The sequence below is a fragment of the Myceligenerans xiligouense genome (assembly GCF_003814695.1).
GTDB lineage: Bacteria > Actinomycetota > Actinomycetes > Actinomycetales > Cellulomonadaceae > Myceligenerans > Myceligenerans xiligouense.
In genome coordinates this window covers 2701066-2719062 of the sequence record NZ_RKQZ01000001.1, presented here as the reverse complement: position 1 = coordinate 2719062, position 17997 = coordinate 2701066, and the positions used below count along the sequence as shown (strand labels likewise).

The window sequence follows — 17997 nt, the reverse complement described above, 5'->3', positions numbered from 1 at the left end:
CGGGGTCGACGGGCGCGGGCGCGCCGTCGTCGACGTCCGGAACTGAGGGAATCTGCTCGGCCCGAGGCATGTGCGCAAGGTACCAAGACGGCGCACAGGTTATGGGACAAATCGCTGCTCTGGGGGTGATATGTGATCATGTGGCCGCTCGGGTCCGTCCGAGCGGTGTCCGAGCGGCGTCAGAACGGCCAGATGGAGTCGAGGAAGTCCTCGCCCGACTCCCTCGCCTGCTCCTCGATCTGGTCCTGCTGGTCCTCGATGCCCTGCTCGATGTTGTTGCCGATGTCCTCCCGGGCGTTCTCGACGCCCTCCGTCACCGCCGCCACGACACCCTGCACCGCGAGCACGACGATCCAGACGCCGATGGTCAGGAAGTACGGCCACAGGCGCCGCCGCCGCGTCTCGGACCTGCCCGCGAGCCGCGTCACCATGTTCAGGACGCCCGCCAGGACGAGACCGAGCAGCGGGATCGCGAGGTTCGCCATGATGCCGGACCACTCCCACGGCAGGTTCAGCATCAGCAGCAGCCAGTCGCCCAGCGCCCGGAACAGCGGCGCCTGCGACATGTCGGGCATCGCGTCGAGGCCCGGAACGAGCCGGACCACCTGGTAGACGGCGATGCCCAGCAGCACCGCCGGGATGAGCCCCAGCAGCATGCTGACGAACCGCCATCCGGCGTCGTCGTCCCGCCGGTCGTCCCGCCGGTCGTCCCGCCGGTCGTCCCGCCTGCGGCCCCGTTCGTCGGGCCGCGACGGCAGGGGCTCCGGGTACGACGACGGCCCTTGCTGCCCGGTGAGCGGCTGCCCCGGGTACCCCTGCTGACCGGGCTGCCCGACGGGTGGTTGCGCATACGTCGGGTATCCCTGCGGCACGGGAGGCTGCTGCTGGGTGGGCGCCTGCTGCTGGAGCGGGGGCTGGGGCCGGATCGACGCCGGCGGCGGGCCCGTGGGCGCGGGCGTTCGTGCCGGGCTGAACACCTCGGTCCGCGCACCCGCGGGACCGGCGGGTCCCATCGCCTGCGTCGGCGGACCGGCGTACCCGGCGGCCGCCGCACCGGCGGCGAGGCTGCCGGCGGTCACCACCTCGGTGACCACGTTGCGCTCGGTGTGCGTGGTCTCGGTGGCGTGCAGCAGGCCGGGCTCCGGCGCCTGCTGCGAGGCGACCGACACCACCGCGCGGGCGATGTTGTGCAGCGGGGGCCGCTCGGCCGGGTCCTGCCGGGTCATGGCCAGCACCAGCGGCAGGATCGCCGGGTCCACCGGCCCGACGTCCTCGGGGGTCAGGTCCCGGCCGGCGAAGTTCAGATCGGTCGGGAGCGAGCCGGTGGCGCAGAAGATGAGCAGCAGGCCGAGGCTGTAGACGTCGGACCGCGGGTGAGGCTTGCGCACGAAGAGCTCGGGCGCCATGTAGGCGATGGTGCCGGCGGCGTGCGTCGAGGTCTGTGAGCCGTGCCCCTTGGCGATGCCGAGGTCGATGAGCACGCAGCGGCCGTCGGACACGATGATGTTGGCCGGCTTCACGTCCCGGTGCAGGTAGTGCTCCTCCTGCAGCACGGCCAGGGCTCCGGCGACGTCGTCGGCCACGCGGAGCAGGTCCTGGCGGGGGAGAGGGCCGTGCTCGTGCACCACCTGCGCGAGCGTCCTGCCCGGCACGAGCTCCATGGCGAACCACGGGGTGGGGGCGTCGAGGTCGCCGCGCACGAACGCCGGGAAGCCGCGACCGCCGAGCTGGTCCAGGAGCTTGGCCTCGGTGACGAAGCGCTCACGGGTCCCCGCCTCGGAGTTGGTGAGGACCTTGAGGGCGACGACGCCGTCGCCCGGCGACTCGGCCCGGTAGACGTGGGCGAACCCGCCGTGCCCGAGCGACTCGCGCAGCACGAAGCCCCCCAGCACCTCACCCGTCGCGGGGACACGACCGGGCTGCTGGGCGGACTCCTGCGCGGGCGCTTGCGCGGGCGCTTGCGCGGTCGGCGGCTGCACGCGCGTCGCGTACGGGTCCTGTGTGGGCGCCGACTGCGCGCGCATCCTGGTTCCGTACGGGTCCGGCACCGTCCCGGGCGGGGGAGGTGGCACCTGCGCGATCGCGCGCTGCACGCGGGTGGCTTCCGGGTCCGGCGGGACCGCGCCGGACGTGGGGCGGTACGACTCGTCGGACATGAAAACTCCTCAGTACGGGACAAAAAGCGCAGGTCAGCCCGCAGAACAATCTACCAGCGCCGAAAGGCTGCCAGAATCACGATCCGCAAACAACTCCATGGTTCCCGCAGACCATTCACGCGACGTCGCCCCGTCCCTTTCTACCAGCCGCCCCCCGCCGCTGCCGACGACCACACAAAGGCTGGTGAAAACGGCGTTTCCGATCGCTTTTGCGGGCGAGATGGCGGAGGCTTGGGCGCAGCGGGACGAACAGCACAGCCGAGGAGCACGCCGATGAGCACGGAGACGGTGCGCAGCTGGCCTCAGATCGAGGCCGTGGTCAGGACGGACGGTTCGGGCGAGGTCCGGGTCGACGGGAACGTCTACCCGGTGGTCACCGGCAGTCTCGAGGAGGCGCGGATCGAGGTGCTGCGCCGCGTCACCGAGAACGCGGTGCAGGTAGGCCGCCCCGTCCGCGCGAGCGCGGAGGGGCCGGAAGGCGTGTGGAGGCTCGTCGTGCACCCGGACGGCACGGTGGTGCCGGAGGAGGACGGGCCGGCGGCGACAGGGGCGACGCCCGTCGTCGAGTCCGAACCTGATCCGGAGCCCGGTCCGGAGCTCGACCCGGAACCCGACCCGGAGTTGACGGTGCCGCGCATCCCGGCCTCCCCGCCCGCTACCGACGCCGTGCCCGACGGCGACACCGCGCCGCCGACTTCCGCACCGAACGGCACCGGACCGAACGGCACCGGACCGAACGGCACCGCGCCGAACGGCACGCCTTCGAACGGGGCGCCGCCGAACGCTGCTCCCGCACCGGTCGACTCCCTTCCGGCTCCGGCCGAACCGGTGGAACCGGCGTCGCCGCCCGCCACGGGACCCACGCCGTCGGCTCCGGCGGGTGTCGCCGACTGGGTCCGCGAGGAGGAGGCCGCGCGGGGCCGTCCGGCGTCGTCGGGCGCCTCCGAGCCGGACGTTGGCGCCGTGGCCGAGCCCGTCGTCCGCACGCGGCGGGAGGAGCGCGCCTCCTTCCTCACGCAGGTCTCGGTCGAGGAGCCCGCCGAACAGGGTTTCCGCGGCTGGCTCACCCGCATGGGCCTGCCGGTGGGGCCGAGCGAGGCGGAGCGGGCCGAGCGCGCGGACGAGCGGGACGTGAGCCAGCACTGGCCGGGACCGCGCACCATCTCGATCGTGAACGGCAAGGGCGGGGCCGGCAAGACGCCGTCGTCCGTGCTGCTGTCGGCGGTGTTCGCGCAGTTCGGCGGGGCCGGCGTGGTGGCCTGGGACAACAACCAGACGCGCGGCACGCTGGGCTGGCGCACGGAGAAGGGGCCGCACGACGCGACCCTCCTGGACCTGCTGCCCCGGGCGGAGCACCTGCTCGGGCCGTCCGCGCAGGCGGCCGACCTGGCCCGCTACGTGCACCACCAGACGCGCGACCGCTACGACGTGCTGCGCTCCAAGCCGATGGCGATGGCGAACGAGCAACGCATCGGCCAGGCGGACGTGGACGCGATCCACGCGGTGCTGAGCAAGTACTACCGGCTGATCGTCATCGACTCCGGCAACGACGAGTCCGACCCGATGTGGCAGCGGATGATCGACCACACCGACCAGCTCGTGATCGCCACGACCACTCGCGACGACCACGCCGAGGCCGGCGCGCTCCTCCTGGAGGGGCTGGCCGAGCGCGACGGGCGCTCCGCCTACCTGGCGCAGCAGGCGGTCGCCGTGGTGAGCCAGGCGGATCAGAAGGCGCCCGCCGAGGAGGTGCGGAAGGTGGCCGCCGGGTACGAGTCGATCGCGCGCGAGGTGGTGACGGTGCCGTTCGACCCGGGCCTGGTCGACGGTCACCTGCGCTACGGCGCGCTGCGTCCGGCGACCCGGCGCGCGTGGCTCGCCGCGGGCGCGGCGGTGGCCAGGGGGCTCTGAGGCGCGCCGTCCCGGAACGGCGGTCACACCCAGGCCGTGACCTGCTCCCACAGGGGCATCGTGTCGTACCCCATCTGGTTCAGCAGCGCCCACACGATGCCGACCACCGCGTACAGCGAGATCGGGACCAGGAGGATCCACTCGCGCACGGACCCGGCGTTGCCGAGGATCGGCAGGGCGATGTTGCCGCCGCGCCGCCAGAAGCTGTCGAGCTCGATGCCCCGGCCGTCACGCATCCACCGGGGGGACTTGAACTTCAGCGGCCAGAAGATGGGGACGCCGTTCGTGGTGATGAGGTCCCCGAGGATGTGCACGACGCACCCGAGGGCCACGCAGAACGGCATCCAGAACCATTCCTCGGGCGCGAAGACCGCGATGAGCGCGGCCAGGGTCACCGACGTCGTCCACGGCAGGACCTTGGTGTCGCGCGTGATCTTGAGCGCCTTCAGGGCGAACGCGACCAGCAGGACGCACATGATGCCCGGGCCGATGAGCACGGTCCCGACGCCGTCGATCCCGGTGTCCACCGACAGCAGGCTCAGGAACCAGGCGATCGCCGTGAACGCGAGCACGCCCAGGATCGAGTGGGTGCCCTTGCGGTGCCCGCCGGAGAGCTTCTCGACCACCTTCACCACGGCGTCCGAGACGGGCGACAGCGAGTTCGCGATGGTGCCGCTGTGGTGGTCGGCGTCGGGCAGGAGCGCGGCGCCCGCGCAGACCAGGGCGCCGGCGACGACACCGGTATGGGAGACCCCCTCGTACCAGCCGAACGCGAACGGTGCGGTCGAGGTCACGGCGACCCAGGCGGCGGCGCCTGTCGCAGCGTGATGTCCTCCCATCATGGGATGTGGGCTCCTTCCGGCTAACTGTCCGATCCGACCGGAAACGCCCGGCCGAGGAGTAACCGTAGCGTGAGACGCGGGTATCGGCAGTGACCAGGCGTGACGGAGCGCCCTCCGGCGTGTCGCGCGGCGGATCCCCGAGGTTTGATGAATTCTTGGAGACAGATTCAGAAAAGGCATGGACGAGCCAAGCTTGCGTGTGTACCTTTCTTCACGACGAGGTCGCCCGGTCTCGTCACATGGCTGTATCTACAGGCATCAACCGCCAGCTGTATCGACAGGAGAGGACGGGAAGCACATGATCCGCTGCGCACACTCCTCGTCCTACCCGACCACCGCGCAGCACCTCCTGGACGGCCGCGAGGCACTCCGAGGCGCGATACGACGCTGACCCGGCGCGTTGCCGGACCAGCACTCGTGTGCCGCCTGGAGGACTTGCGTCCTGGGCGGCATTTTCTTTGCACTTCCAGCACCGACGAAACGAACTACTCACCCGAAAGGAGCGGACCGTGGCCGACGTCCTCGTACTCAATGCCGGCTACGAGCCGTTGCATCGCGTGTCGGTCAGGCATGCCATCGGGATGCTCGTGCGGGAGGTAGCGGTGGTGGAGGAGGCGGTCGACGGCCGCTCCTTCGGGCCGTTCCCCTTACCGCGCGTCCTGCGCCTCGTCCGGTACGTCGCGATGCGGTGGCTCTACAAGCGCAACAACGGCGCGCCCGCCTGCACCAAGCAGGGCGTGAAGCGCCGCGACGGCGCCTGCGCCTACTGCGGAGGGCCCGCCGACACGGTGGACCACGTCGTGCCCCGGTCGCGCGGTGGCCCGTCGACCTGGCTCAACCTCGTGGCCGCCTGCTACGAGTGCAACTCTTTCAAGGCTGACCGCACCCCCGCCGAGGCCGGCATGCTGCTGTACCTCACGCCGTACGTCCCGCGAGCCGAGTACGCGCGGACGCGCCTGCAGCACGCCGCCCGGATCGCCTGACCGACACGGGCCGACCCCCGGTGCCCGGGCTGTACCCTGTGCCACGACCGCGGGTGAATAATCATTCGCGGCCGGGCCGGGGCACGGCCCGGGCATCCGGATCGCACGATGTCGAGGGGGCGGGCGCATGAGCGTCGGCGCGGCGCCAGGCTGGGATCGCGTGCACGCGGTGGTGCGCGAGGACGGCAGCGGCGAGGTGCACATCGGCGGCATCCCGTACCCCGTGTACATGACCACGGTGGGCCAGGCGCGCAGCGAGGTCATGCGGCACGTCGTCGAGCACGCGGCCGCCGTCGGGCAGCCGGTGGCCGTGTCGGCCTCCGGGCCCGAGGGCACCTCCGAACTCGTGGTCCACCCCAACGGCGACGTGCAGCAGGCCGTCGCCTTCCCGCCCGCCGCTCCCGCGGACACACCCTTCCCACCGATGCCGGATCCGCGGAGTCCCGCCGTCTCGCAGGGCCCGGCCGTGCCGAGCCCCGTCATCGGCAACCCGTTCCCGCCGCAGCCCGCCGGCTCCGCGCACCCGCCGTCGGCCCCGGAGCGGGACCGCCGCTCCTTCCTGGTCGAGGAGCGCGGCGACGACCCCGCCCGGCACGGCATGCGCGGGGTGCTCTCCCGGATCGGGGTGCACGTCCCGCCCAGCGCCGAGGAACGTGCCGAGCGCGCCGACGAAGCCGCCGTCGCGCAGCACTGGCCCGGTCCGCGCACGGTCGCCGTCGTGAACGGCAAGGGCGGCGCCGGAAAGACCCCCGGCACCGTGCTGCTCAGCTCCGTCTTCGCCGCCCACGGTGGCTCCGGCGTCGTGGCCTGGGACAACAACCAGACCCGCGGCACGCTCGGCTGGCGCACCGAGCAGGGCATGCACGACGCCACCCTGCACGACCTGCTCCCGCAGATCGACCACTTCCTCGGCCCCACGGCACAACTCGCCGACCTCGCCTGGTACATCCACCACCAGTCCCGCGACCGGTTCGACGTGCTGCGCTCCAAGCCCATGGTGCTCGCCGACGAACAGCGGATCTCCTCCGCCGACGTCGACGCCATCCATGCCGTCCTGAGCAAGTACTACCGGCTGATCTTCATCGACTCCGGCAACGACGAGTCCGACCCGATGTGGCTGCGCATGATCGACCACACCGACCAGCTCGTCGTCGCCACCACCACCCGCGACGACCACGCCGAGGCCGGCGCGCTGCTGCTCGAGGCGCTCGCGGCCCGCGACCCGCGCAGCGCCGAACTGGCGCGCGGCGCGGTGGTGCTCGTCAGCCAGGCGGACCCGAAGGCCACGCCGGCGGAGATGCGCAAGGTGGCGCGCGGATACCGGAGCCTCGCCCGGGAGGTCGTCACCGTGCCGTTCGACCCCGGGATGGTGGACGGCCGGCTCAGCCTGCGATCCCTGCGCCCGGCCACGCAACGTGCCTGGCTGGCCGCCGGCGCGGCGGTCGCCCGAGGATTCTGAACACGAAGGGAATGGCCTTCACGGGTGCCGACCTGTCATGATCTCCCGCGTGCCCATCGAAGTGCGTGACGCGAACGCAGCCGACCTCGACGCCGTCGCCGGACTGTTCCTGCAGTACCTGGCCTTCTACGAGCACGCGGCCGACGAGCAGCGCGTGCGGGAGTTCCTGCGAGCCCGATTCACCTCCGACGACACGGTGCTGCTCCTCGCCGAGCCGGACGGGCAAGGCCCCGCCGTCGGCCTCGCGCAGGCGTACCGGTCCTGGTCGTCGGTCAGCCTCGGGCCCGTGTGGGTCCTCAACGACCTCTTCGTCGAACCCGCCGCCCGCGGGACCGGCGCTGGCCGCGTCCTCGTCCAGGCCATCTGCGAGCGCGCCGAGCAGGCCGGCGCCATCCGCGTCTCGCTCGCCACGGCCTGGGACAACGTCGCCGCCCAGGGACTGTACGAGTCCGAGGGCTTCGCCCGCGACGTCTCCTTCCTGCACTACGTGAAGGTCATCGGCTGCTGACGCCTACCCGAGCTCCACGGTCACCGGCTCGAACGGGGTGCCGGCCGGGTAGTTCCCGCCCCACAGCCCCGCGCCCGCCACGCTCACCTCGACCTGGGACCACGTGAGCCGACGCCCGTCGTCGGCCACCTCCGGCTCGCCGACGAGCCGGAACGCGTCCGTGCGCACCCCGGACTCACGGTCCAGGACCGACAGCGTCCAGTCGCCCCCCTCACCGTCGGCGCGGATCTCTGGGTCGCCGATCTCGCCGACGAACGACCCGAAGTGACCGAAGAACGCGACGGACCCCCCGAAGGCGAAGGCCCGCGCGTCCGACGTCGTCCCGCCACCCTCCAGGCTCGCGGAACGCTCCGCGTCCAGCCCGAACCAGAACGACGCCCCCTCACCCCCCACCTCGGGGTCCACGGCGAGGCGGCCACCCGGCGCCCCGGCGACGTACATGAGCAGGCTCGGCTTGATTCCCCAGTCCAGATGCACGCGACGACCCTAACCTCTGCGCCGCCAGGGTCCCGGCGTCGCCTCCTCACGTACCGTTGGCGGTTATGACGACCGCTTCTGCGACCCAGAACCCCGTCCCGCGCCCCTCCGCCGCCTACGGCGTGCACTCCGAGGTGGGGAAACTCCGCAAGGTACTCGTCTGCGCACCGGGGCAGGCCCACCGCCGGCTCACGCCGTCGAACTCCGACGGCCTGCTGTTCGACGACGTGCTCTGGGTCGAGCGCGCACAGGCCGACCACGCCGCGTTCGTCGAGGAACTGAAGACACGCGGCGTCGACGTCGTCGAGCTGCACGCCGTCCTGGCGCAGACCCTGCGCGTACCGGGCGCCCGCGACTGGCTCCTGGACCGCAAGATCGTGCCCCAGACCGTGGGCGACGGCCTCGTCGACGCCACCCGCGAGTACCTCGAGTCACTGCCCCCGCACGTCCTCGCGGAGTACCTGATCGGCGGACTCGCCGTGGCGGACGTCCCGGAGCTGCCGCCGGGACACCGGGCGCTCGCGGCGTTCTCCCCGGACGAGCGGGAGTTCCTCATGCCGCCGCTGCCGAACACGCTGTTCACGCGGGACACGACGTGCTGGCTGTACGGCGGCGTCACGCTGAACCCCCTCTACTACCCGGCGCGGCGCGACGAGACGCTGCTGATGAAGGCGGTGTACGAGTTCCACCCGGACTTCGTCGGGTCGCGCGTGTGGTGGGGCGACCCGGAGGAGGACCACGGGCAGGCCACGTTCGAGGGCGGGGACATCATGCCGGTCGGCAACGGCACGGTGCTGATGGGCATGGGGGAGCGCACCTCTCGGCAGGCGATCACCCAGGTCGCGGCCCAGCTGTTCGCGGGCGGGGCGGCCGAGCGGGTGGTCGTGGCGGGAATGCCGCGGCTGCGTGCGGCGATGCACCTGGACACGGTGATGACGTTCGTGGACGTGGACACGGTGACCGTGTACCCGCGGATCGTGGACGGCGTGCACCCGTTCGTGCTGACCCCGGGGGACGACGGGGACGTGGTGGTGTCCGGCGGTGGCGGCCGGTCGTTCCTCGACGTGGTCGCCGACGCCATGGGGCTGGACGGGCTCCGCGTGATCGAGACCGGCGGGGACAGCTACGAGTCCGAGCGCCAGCAGTGGGACAGCGGGAACAACGCGGTGGCCGTCGAGCCCGGGGTGGTGTTCACCTACGACCGCAACACCACCACGAACGACCTGCTGCGCAAGGCCGGGATCGAGGTGCTGGAGATCGCGGGTGGTGAGCTGGGCCGCGGGCGGGGCGGCGGGCACTGCATGACGTGTCCGATCATCCGGGACGCGGTGGAGTGACGCGGTGCGATAATCCGCGTGTGCTCCAGGAGATCCTTCCCCCCGACACCCACCTCGCGTTTCGTGCGATGCGGGCGCTGCGCGGCCACCTGACGGACGCCGAGGCCTTCGCCACGCGGGTCGACGAGGTCCTGCGGCCCGAGGGATACCGCCTGCTCGGCGCCTTCGACGACGGCCGCGGCACCGAGGCGGGCGCCGTCGCCGTGCTGGGCTTCAGGTTCGCCACGAACCTGGCCTGGGGCCGGTTCTGCTACGTGGACGACCTGTCGACACTGCCCGGCGAACGCGGCAAGGGGCATGCCACCGCGCTGCTGGAGCGGGTCCACGGAATCGCCGCGGCGGAGGGCGTGGGCCAGGTCCATCTCGACTCGGGTGTACAGCCCGAGCGCGCCGCGGCGCACGGGCTGTACTTCTCCGAGCGGTACCGGATCTCGTCGTACCACTTCACGCGCGATCTGTAGTCCCGCCGCGGCCGGCGGGCTCGTTCAGAAGTCGAACAGCTCGCCGAGGAAGGACTCCTTGCGCTTGCGCTTGGTGTAGCGGGGGTCGTAGTGCTCGCGGCGCCGGTCGTCGTGGTACTGCGGCTGCGGGACGGCCGCCGGGGCAGCCGCCACGGCCGGCGCGGCGGCCGGCGTGATCTGGGGGCGTGCGTTCTCCGCGGCGATCTCGGCGTCGATGGAACGGTCGATGATCTTGTCGAGCTCGCCCCGGTCGAGCCAGACGCCGCGGCACTGCGGGCAGTAGTCGATCTCGACCCCCTTGCGTTCCGACATGACGAGGCTCGACTGATCGATCGGGCACTGCATGGTGGGGCTCCTTCGGTTGCCGGCTTCTGGTCCGGCTCAACGAACTCGGCACGGCGGCAGTTCCGGCGGCCGACGATGTCGGTGTCACGGCCTACTGTGGGGTCGTGGACGGCATGGGCGCGGACGGCACGGCGGGGCCCGAGGCGTTCGTCGTGTTCTCGACCGAGCTCGGGGACTGCGCGATCGTCTGGCGGGCCGACGGCGGCGCCGTCGTCCGTTCCACCCTGCCGCAGGCCGGGGCGGAGCAGGTGCGGCGTACCGTGAGGCGATGGCACCCGGGCGCCGTCGAGTCGGAGCCGACGGCGGACGTGGCGGAGGCGGTCGAGCGTGTCACCAGGCTGCTCGACAACGGCGGCGAGGACGACGCGGCCTCGGTCGCGGAGATCACGCTGGACATGGCAGCCGTCCCGGAGTTCCACCGTCGTGTCTACGAGGTGGCCCGGAGCGTCCCTCCGGGGGAGACGCTCACGTACGGCGAGGTCGCTGCCCGGCTGGGAGCTCCCGGCTCGGCGCAGGCCGTGGGTCAGGCTCTGGGCCGCAACCCGTTCCCGCCGATCGTGCCGTGCCATCGGGTGCTTGCCGCCGGGGGCAAGATCGGGGGGTTCTCGGCACCGGGAGGCGCTCGGACCAAGCTCCGCATGCTGGTCAAGGAGGGGGCCCTGATGGAGCAGCCCACTCTCTTCTAGCCGATGTGCTTCAGGTGGTCAGCCTGCCTCAGAACGGGGGCGGGGTGTCGTCCTGCGGGTGGTCGGGTGGCGGGCCGCCGGTGGCCTGCCCGCGTGGTGGGCGCGCGAGGGTGAGGCCCGCGGTCGGGGTGTAGCGGGTGGCCGGGTCCGTGGGGTCGGGCCGGTAGGTCTGGGTGTGGCCGGCAGGGCTGGCCCAGGTTTCCGTGCCGGTGGCCGGGTCGCGGGTGACACGCCATCCGGCGTGGGTCTTCACGTTGTGGTGCTTGCGGCACAGGGCGTGCAGGTTGGCCGCGCGGGTCTGGCCCGGCTCGCCGGCCCGGTCCGGGTGGTCGTGGTCGAAGGGCTCGATGTGGTCCAGGTCGCAGCGGGCGGCGGGACGGTCGCACCCCGTGTGGGCGCAGGTGCCGTCCCGGGTCTGGACGGCCTTCCTGAGGCGAGCCGGTGGCTGGTAGCTGGTGGTGGAGTAGTCGATCAGGATGCCGGTGACCGGATCGGTGACGAGGCGGTGCCAGATGCCCTCGGCGGCGATGTCGCGGCAGGCGGGCTCGTCGCGGGTCTCGGGCTCCTCACGGCTCTCGGGGACGGTGTGCGGGATCATGCGGCCGGTGACCAGGGAGGTGAGCGCGTCGGCGCGGGCCTGGCCGCGGCGGCGGGTCTGGCCGGGCACGTTCATCAGCTGGTTCGCCCCGGCCTGGACGGCGTTGAACACGCGCGCGCCGTCCTTGGCCGGTAGCAGTGCGGTCAGCAGGGCCATGCCCGGCCCGGCGGCCTCGAGCCACACGTTGCGCTGATCGGCGGCGCGGACGAGTTCCTCGCCCGTACCGTGCAGACGTGCGGCCAGGGCGTTGAGTTGCTCGGACAGCCACTTCCAGGTGCGGGTGGGCGCCTCGGGCAGCAGGACCTCGATCGCCGCGGCGCGCTCGCCGTCGGTCAGCTCGGCGCCCGCCCCCAGCAGGGTGTCGGCCTTGCGTGCGTCGATCCGCCCCGTGCCCAACGCCTCCAGCACGTCCGGGAAGCGCGCACACCGGTCGCCACGACTCACGATGGTGGTGCCCTCGCGAGCCGTGACGTGCAGGCGGTCCTTGACGACCGTGGCCGCCTGGTCCACCCCCAGCACCCCGCCCTGGGCGGCGACCAGCGCCGCGGCCGCACGCGCCTGCAACGCCTGCGCCCACGCGGTCACCCGCTCCGTCGCGGCGACCACCCCGGCCAGCTCGACGGCATCCAGCCGGCCCAGAACACCCGCTGTCGCGGGCATACCGGTACCGGGGGCTGCCATCGCCTCCAGCACGCCTGCCAGCCACGGCCCCGGCTCGCTCGAACGCGCCTGGGCCACCAGCAGGTCGACCGCGCCGTCATCCAGTTCCTGACCGGCCGGCGCACCCGACCCCGTCCAGGGCGCCCCGGGCATCACCACGTCGAGGTGCGCCGACCGGCCGTCGTGCCACGTCACAGCCTCCATCGGTGCACCCCCTGGGTATCGAGATCCTGCCTGTTCGCCTACGTTCGATCCTATGCAGGCCAACACCCAGGCGCCACCAGGAAATCAAATCTGTGGATAACCGCGATCATCCGCGTCACCAGCGGGAACACCGCCCGCCGGGGGCGCCGGCCGGCTCAGTCCCGCGGCCCGCCCGCCACGTACAGCACCTGGCCCGAGACGAAGCCCGCGTCCTCGGAGGCGAAGAACGCGACGGCGGCCGCGACGTCCTCCGGCACCCCGACGCGGCCGACCGGGATCCGCTCCGCGGCGCCCGCCAGGAGCTGGTCGAACGTGATGCCCATGCGCTCGGCCGTCGCCTCGGTCATCGCCGTCCGGATCGTCCCCGGAGCCACCGCGTTGGCGGTGATCCCGAATCTGCCCAGCTCGATCGCGAGGGTCTTGGTGAAGCCCTGCATGCCGGCCTTCGCCGCCGCGTAGTTCACCTGTCCGCGGTTCCCCAGGGCCGACGTCGACGACAGGTTCACGATCCGTCCGTACCCCGCGGTGACCATGTGCGCCTGCACGGCCCGCGTCACGAGGAACGCGCCCCGCAGGTGCACTCCCATGACCGCGTCCCAGTCGTCGGCGGTCATCTTGAAGATCAGGTTGTCCCGCAGGATCCCGGCGTTGTTCACGAGGATCGTGGGCACCCCGAGCTCGTGGGCGACGCGTTCGACGGCGGCGGCCACGGAGTCCTCGTCGGACACGTCGACGCCGACGGCGATCGCGCGGCCGCCGTCGGCCACGATCTCCTCGGCGGTCGCCTCGGCCTGGTCCTCCAGGAGGTCGAGCACGGCGACGGCGTGGCCGTCGCGGGCGAGGCGCTTCGCGGTGGCGGCGCCGATGCCGCGGGCGGCTCCGGTCACGACGGCGGTACGAGAGGTCATCATCGTCCTTTCTTCTCGGTGTGCGCCCAGTCTGCCGGACGGCCCGGCGACGGCGGGACGCTCACGAGCGCGCGACCCCCAGGTCCTCGATCACCTCCACGCCCGGCGCCGCGCACAGCAGCGGGCCCGGCATCAGCAGCTTGGACCGCCGCACACCCGAACCCAGGAGGGCGAGCGTGCCCGGCTCGGCGAACCGGGAGTCCACGAGCACCCGCCAGCCCGCCGGCAGCCCGACGGGCGTGATCCCGCCGTACTCCATCCCCGAGTCGGCCACCGCCCGGTCCTGCGGCATGAACGACGCCTTGCGCACGTCGAGGAGCTTGCGGACGCGCTTGTTCACGTCCGCGAACGTGGAGGCGGGTACGACGACGCCCGCGACGCGCTCGTCGTCGCCCCGCCTGCCCGCCACGACCACGCAGTTGCCGGACACCTGCGGGGGCAGCCCGTGGAGCTCGTTGAGGGTCTCGGTGTCGGCGTGGTCCGGGTCGATCTCGGTGACGGCCACGGACGCCGCGACGTCCGGCTCGGCGTCGGCCCACGCCCGGAGCGCGGCCAGGACGGGCTCGGCGAGCAGGTCGGGCGTCTCGAGCGCACCGGACCACGTCAGGTCGCCGAGGGCGGGCAGTGCGGACGGACGGTTCGCGGGCTGGGTGTTCGGGTGTCGCGCGGTCATGCGCCTTACTCTGCCACCCGTGCCAGGTGCGGAGAGCGAGGCCCGGACGCGGTGCCGTGCCCGACGTCGTCAGCGACGGGCCGGGTCCGGAAGCGCGCACACACCGTCGACGCACGCGGCGCCGTCGTCGGCCAGCATGGTGAGAACCGGTGCGGTCGCCGCCTGCCCGGTGGTTTCGTCGGGTTGGGCAGGGCCGGCCGTGGCGGATCGTTCGACGGCGGACCGTGGTGCCTCAGGCATCGGCGTGCTCCCCGGCGCGAGCCGGGGCCGCGGTCGCCTCGTCGATCGCCTGGACGAACACCGCCGGGTCCTGGGCGCCCGAGACCCCGTACCTGCCGTCGAGCACGAAGAACGGGACCCCGTTGATGCCGTAGGCACGGGCCTGGGCGATGTCGGCGGCGACGTCGTCGGCGAACCGGCCGGCCTCCAGGGCCGCGAGCACCTCGTCCCGGTCCAGCCCCACCTCGGCGGCCAGGTCGGCGAGGTCGGCGGCGTGCCCGACGTGCCGGCCCTCCGTGAAGTACGCCGCCAGCAGGCGTTCCTTCATCTCGTACTGCTTGCCGTGCTGCTTGGCCAGGTGCAGCAGCTCGTGGGCCTTGAGGGTCTTGGTGTGCCGCACCTGGTCGGTGCGGAACTCGACGCCCTCGGCGGCCGCGAGCCGGGTGACATGGTCCTGCATCTGCTGGGCCTGGGCCAGGGGGATGCCCTTGTGGCCGGCCAGGAACTCGGTCGCGGTGCCCTCGAAGTCGACAGGCGTGTCCGGCGACAGCTCGAAGGAGTGGTACTCGACGGTCACGTCCGGTCGGGCGCCGTCGCGCTCCGTGATGCGGTCCAGCGCGGACTCGAGCCGGCGCTTGCCGATGTAGCACCAGGGGCACGCGACGTCGGACCAGATGTCGATCTTGAGGGGTTCGCTCACGCCAGGCGACAACGCGGCGCCCGCGCGGGGCATTCCACCACTCACCCCACGGAGCGGCGGTGCAGCTCCGCGAGCTTCTGGTACTCCAGGGCGTTCTCCCGCACGCGCTCGCGGCCGGCGTCGTCCAGCTCGCCGCGCACCTTCGCCGGCAGCCCCGCGGCCAGGTGTCCGGCCGGGATCTCCTGGCCCTCGCGCACCAGCGCGCCGGCCGCGACGAACGCGCCGGCGCGGATCACGCTGTTGTTCAGGAGCGTGGCGCCCATGCCGATGAGGCAGCCGTCCTCGACGGTGGCGCCGTGGACGATCGCAGAGTGCCCGACGCCGACCCCGGCCCCGATGTGCGCCGGGACGCCCGTGTCCGTGTGCACCACGCAGTTGTCCTGGATGTTGCTGCCCTCGCCGAGCGTGATCTCGTCCATGTCGCCGCGCAGCACCGCGCCGTAGAAGACGCTCGCGCGCGGGCCGATCGTCACGCGCCCGACGATGGTGGCCGTGGGCGCGATCCACGCGGTGGGGTCGATCTGCGGCTCGTGACCGTCGAAGGGGAGAACTGTCGCCATGCACGGCACCCTAGTTGGTCCGAGGATCCGTGCCCGACCAGTGACTTCGGGCGCGTCGCCCGTGCCGCACGCCGCCGGAACCGGGAGACTGTACGCCATGGAAAGTCAGTACAAGCCCGACCAATCCCGCTTCATGACCCTGACCGACGTCTGCAAGACGCTCGACGTCTCCAGCGCGATCGTCTACGGCCTGCTGCGCAGCGGGGAACTGCCCGGCATCCAGGTGGGACCGAAGAAGGTCTGGCGGATCGAGCGGTCCCGCTTCGAGGAGTACATCGCCGCTCAGTACGCGCAGGTCAGGGAGCGGATCCAGCGCGGGGAGGTCGAGTAGGACGGCCGGTGTGCCCCGCGGCGACCTCCACCACGATCTTGCCCCGGTTCGCGCCGGCCGCGAGGCGTTCGTACGCCGCCGGCGCCTCGCCGAGCGGATACACGCGGTCGATGGCGGGCACGACGGCGCCGGTGGTGACCAGGTGTGTCACGGCGATCAGGTCGTCGCGGCTCTGCGGGACCGCCAGGACGCGTACCCGTTTTCCCGTGAGCCACCGGATCGCCGGGCCGGCCGCGAGCGTGGCGAGCAGGGTGCGGGTGCGGCCGCCCACCAGGAGGTAGGTGCCGCCGGGTCGCAGTGCGCGGTGCACCCGGTAGGGGGAGCGGCGGGCGACGAGGTCGACGATCAGGTCGTAGCGCTCGCGGTGGCGGGCCCAGTCCTCGGTCTCGAAGCCGATCGTGTGGTCGGCGCCGAGACGACGCAGGTGGTCGGCCTTGTCGGTGCGGTCGACGGCGGTCACCTCGGCTCCGGCGTGTCTGGCCAGGCCGACGACGAACGCCCCGCCGGCCCCACCCGCCCCGTTGACGAGGACCGTGTCCCCGGGCCGGACCTTTCCGTGCACGGCGCGCCAGGCGATGCAGCCTGCCTGCGGGATGGCGGCGGCCTCGGTGAACGACAACCCGGCGGGCTTGTGCGCCAGGAGTGTCGGCGGGGTCGCGACGTACTCGGCGAGAGCGCCGCGGTAGCCGGAGAGTTCGCCGTAGACCTCGTCCCCCACGGTGAGGTCGGTGACATCCTGGCCGACGGCGGTGACGACGCCGGCCATGTCGGAGCCGGGGACGGGTCGCCGTGGGCGCCGCAGGCCGGCCAGGCGGGCGTAGAAGGGGCTGCCGGTGAGGTTCTCCCGGTCCGAGCCGTTGAGTGAGGCGGCGTGAACACGCACCACGACTTCTCCGGCGGCGGGTTCCGGCCGGGGGAGGTCGCCCAGGCGGACGACGTCGGCGGTGCCGTATCTGTCCTGGATGACCGCGCGCACGGGAGACTCCTCCGGTCAGGAGCCGCGGGTGGTGCGGCCGTGGTCGTCGAACCGGGCGTCGTCGGACCTGCCGGTCCAGAACTCCTGCAGGATCTCCTCGGGGCTGAGCAGGGTGTCCGGGCGGGCCGCGGGTTCGGTGCCGCCGGACAGTTCCTTGACCTCGTCGTGGATGCGTTCCATGGAGGTGTCGAGAGACTGGGCGACGTCGGCGGCGAGCTTGAGCGAGTCGATGAGGTGCCGCGGGACCTCGCGGTCGTACTTGTAGTAGATCTTGTGCTCGAGGGACGCCCAGAAGTCCATGGCGATGGTGCGTAGCTGCACCTCGACGATGACGTCCTCCACCCGGTCGGACAGGAAGACGGGCACCTGGACGATGAGGTGGAGGGACCGGTAACCGTTCTGCTTGGGCGTGGCGATGTAGTCGCGTTCCTCCAGGACGGTGATGTCCGCCTGCTTGGTGAGCATGTCACGCACGTGGTAGATGTCCGAGACGAAGCTGCAGGTGACGCGGATGCCCGCGATGTCGAACATGTGCTTGCGGATGCCTTCGGGCGTGAAGGGGATGCCCTTGCGGCGGCACTTGGCGACGATCGAGTCGAGGGACTTGAGCCGGGAGCCGACGTGCTCGACCGGGTTGTACTGCTGCATGTGGCGCAGTTCGTCCCGCAGGATCGAGATCTTCGTCATCACCTCGTCGATGCCGAACTTGTAGGTCAGCGCCATCCGCCGGACCTCGTGCATCACAGCCCGCAGCTCGCTCGGGTCCACCTTGTCCATGAGCCGATCCTAGGCAGAACGGTGTGGCGGGGTGGTGAGAATCGGTGACGTCTTCGGGGGCGGGGTGGCGTCGCGCCGTCTCCGCGCGACGACTGTCTGGAGCGATGACCCCGATATCGGTGCGAGCAGGTCACGGTCTTGAACGCCAGTGGGTGAAATCGCGGCTCTTTTGCCTGTTTTGGTCATGGGTAACTCTCCCGAGCTGTTAGGTTCCGTGCTGGTTTGT

General features: G+C 72.1%; 20 protein-coding genes. 8 read left to right on the top strand and 12 right to left on the bottom strand.

Features of this window, described 5'->3' with window-relative positions; genetic code table 11:
- Positions 1-179 precede the first annotated feature (179 nt).
- Positions 180-2156, bottom strand: a complete 1977-nt coding sequence (locus EDD34_RS11810) for a protein kinase domain-containing protein (RefSeq protein WP_123814745.1) — start codon at positions 2154-2156, stop codon at positions 180-182.
- Positions 2157-2429: 273 nt separating this feature from the next.
- Between EDD34_RS11810 and EDD34_RS11805 the strand changes: the two genes are divergently transcribed.
- Positions 2430-4067: an AAA family ATPase gene (locus tag EDD34_RS11805; RefSeq protein WP_123814744.1), complete on the top strand. Its 1638-nt coding sequence runs from the start codon at positions 2430-2432 to the stop codon at positions 4065-4067.
- Positions 4068-4090: 23 nt separating this feature from the next.
- On the opposite strand, the gene EDD34_RS11800 is transcribed toward EDD34_RS11805, so the two are convergent.
- Positions 4091-4909, bottom strand: coding sequence for a metal-dependent hydrolase (locus EDD34_RS11800; RefSeq protein ID WP_123814743.1), 819 nt, complete (start codon positions 4907-4909; stop codon positions 4091-4093).
- A gap of 509 nt (positions 4910-5418) precedes the next feature.
- Here EDD34_RS11800 and EDD34_RS11795 point away from each other — a divergent pair.
- From EDD34_RS11795 to EDD34_RS11785, 3 genes are all read left to right on the top strand, one after another.
- On the top strand, positions 5419-5892 hold the full coding sequence (locus EDD34_RS11795; RefSeq protein ID WP_123814742.1) for an HNH endonuclease: 474 nt from the start codon (positions 5419-5421) through the stop codon (positions 5890-5892).
- A 127-nt stretch (positions 5893-6019) separates the two neighbouring features.
- Positions 6020-7351, top strand: coding sequence for an ATPase (locus tag EDD34_RS11790; protein WP_123814741.1), 1332 nt, complete (start codon positions 6020-6022; stop codon positions 7349-7351).
- A 49-nt stretch (positions 7352-7400) separates the two neighbouring features.
- A complete protein-coding gene (locus EDD34_RS11785) occupies positions 7401-7859 on the top strand; it encodes a GNAT family N-acetyltransferase (protein ID WP_246012347.1) in 459 nt (152 codons plus the stop codon).
- 3 nt (positions 7860-7862) lie between these two features.
- Here the strand turns inward: EDD34_RS11785 and EDD34_RS11780 are convergent, their stop codons facing one another.
- Entirely contained in the window at positions 7863-8336 is a 474-nt protein-coding gene (locus tag EDD34_RS11780) for an HtaA domain-containing protein (RefSeq protein WP_123814739.1), read from the bottom strand.
- Between the two features lie 65 nt (positions 8337-8401).
- Between EDD34_RS11780 and EDD34_RS11775 the strand changes: the two genes are divergently transcribed.
- Both EDD34_RS11775 and EDD34_RS11770 read left to right on the top strand, forming a co-directional pair.
- Positions 8402-9673 (top strand): arginine deiminase, encoded by a 1272-nt coding sequence (locus EDD34_RS11775; protein WP_123814738.1) that lies wholly within the window; start codon positions 8402-8404, stop codon positions 9671-9673.
- A 20-nt stretch (positions 9674-9693) separates the two neighbouring features.
- Positions 9694-10134 carry a GNAT family N-acetyltransferase gene (locus tag EDD34_RS11770; RefSeq protein WP_211341570.1) on the top strand — a complete coding sequence of 147 codons (441 nt, stop codon included), beginning with the start codon at positions 9694-9696 and terminating at the stop codon, positions 10132-10134.
- A 24-nt stretch (positions 10135-10158) separates the two neighbouring features.
- On the opposite strand, the gene EDD34_RS11765 is transcribed toward EDD34_RS11770, so the two are convergent.
- Complete coding sequence (locus EDD34_RS11765; RefSeq protein WP_123814737.1) at positions 10159-10479, bottom strand: TFIIB-type zinc ribbon-containing protein; 321 nt, start codon at positions 10477-10479, stop codon at positions 10159-10161.
- A 113-nt stretch (positions 10480-10592) separates the two neighbouring features.
- Between EDD34_RS11765 and EDD34_RS11760 the strand changes: the two genes are divergently transcribed.
- Entirely contained in the window at positions 10593-11165 is a 573-nt protein-coding gene (locus tag EDD34_RS11760) for a methylated-DNA--[protein]-cysteine S-methyltransferase (RefSeq protein WP_123816493.1), read from the top strand.
- 28 nt (positions 11166-11193) lie between these two features.
- Here EDD34_RS11760 and EDD34_RS11755 read toward each other — a convergent pair whose 3' ends face one another.
- The 6 genes from EDD34_RS11755 to EDD34_RS11735 all read right to left on the bottom strand — a co-directional run bounded on the left by EDD34_RS11755 (position 11194) and on the right by EDD34_RS11735 (position 15687).
- Entirely contained in the window at positions 11194-12627 is a 1434-nt protein-coding gene (locus EDD34_RS11755; protein WP_123814736.1) for an HNH endonuclease, read from the bottom strand.
- A 155-nt stretch (positions 12628-12782) separates the two neighbouring features.
- Positions 12783-13538 (bottom strand): 3-oxoacyl-ACP reductase FabG, encoded by a 756-nt coding sequence (gene fabG / locus EDD34_RS11750; protein WP_123814735.1) that lies wholly within the window; start codon positions 13536-13538, stop codon positions 12783-12785.
- 58 nt (positions 13539-13596) lie between these two features.
- Positions 13597-14208, bottom strand: coding sequence for a YbaK/EbsC family protein (locus EDD34_RS11745; RefSeq protein ID WP_123814734.1), 612 nt, complete (start codon positions 14206-14208; stop codon positions 13597-13599).
- 69 nt (positions 14209-14277) lie between these two features.
- Positions 14278-14448, bottom strand: coding sequence for a hypothetical protein (locus EDD34_RS20650; protein WP_170177057.1), 171 nt, complete (start codon positions 14446-14448; stop codon positions 14278-14280).
- Entirely contained in the window at positions 14441-15127 is a 687-nt protein-coding gene (locus tag EDD34_RS11740; RefSeq protein WP_123814733.1) for a DsbA family oxidoreductase, read from the bottom strand. Before EDD34_RS11740 ends, EDD34_RS20650 begins: the two co-directional genes overlap by 8 nt.
- 41 nt (positions 15128-15168) lie before the next feature.
- Entirely contained in the window at positions 15169-15687 is a 519-nt protein-coding gene (locus tag EDD34_RS11735) for a gamma carbonic anhydrase family protein (RefSeq protein ID WP_123814732.1), read from the bottom strand.
- 97 nt (positions 15688-15784) lie between these two features.
- Between EDD34_RS11735 and EDD34_RS11730 the strand changes: the two genes are divergently transcribed.
- Positions 15785-16018 carry a helix-turn-helix domain-containing protein gene (locus EDD34_RS11730; RefSeq protein ID WP_123814731.1) on the top strand — a complete coding sequence of 78 codons (234 nt, stop codon included), beginning with the start codon at positions 15785-15787 and terminating at the stop codon, positions 16016-16018.
- On the opposite strand, the gene EDD34_RS11725 is transcribed toward EDD34_RS11730, so the two are convergent.
- Together EDD34_RS11725 and EDD34_RS11720 are read right to left on the bottom strand one after the other, a co-directional pair.
- On the bottom strand, positions 15984-16994 hold the full coding sequence (locus EDD34_RS11725) for an NAD(P)-dependent alcohol dehydrogenase (protein WP_123814730.1): 1011 nt from the start codon (positions 16992-16994) through the stop codon (positions 15984-15986). The two genes, EDD34_RS11730 and EDD34_RS11725, sit on opposite strands and share 35 nt — an antisense overlap.
- A gap of 15 nt (positions 16995-17009) precedes the next feature.
- Positions 17010-17771, bottom strand: coding sequence for a GTP pyrophosphokinase (locus EDD34_RS11720; protein WP_123814729.1), 762 nt, complete (start codon positions 17769-17771; stop codon positions 17010-17012).
- Positions 17772-17997: the final 226 nt, after the last annotated feature.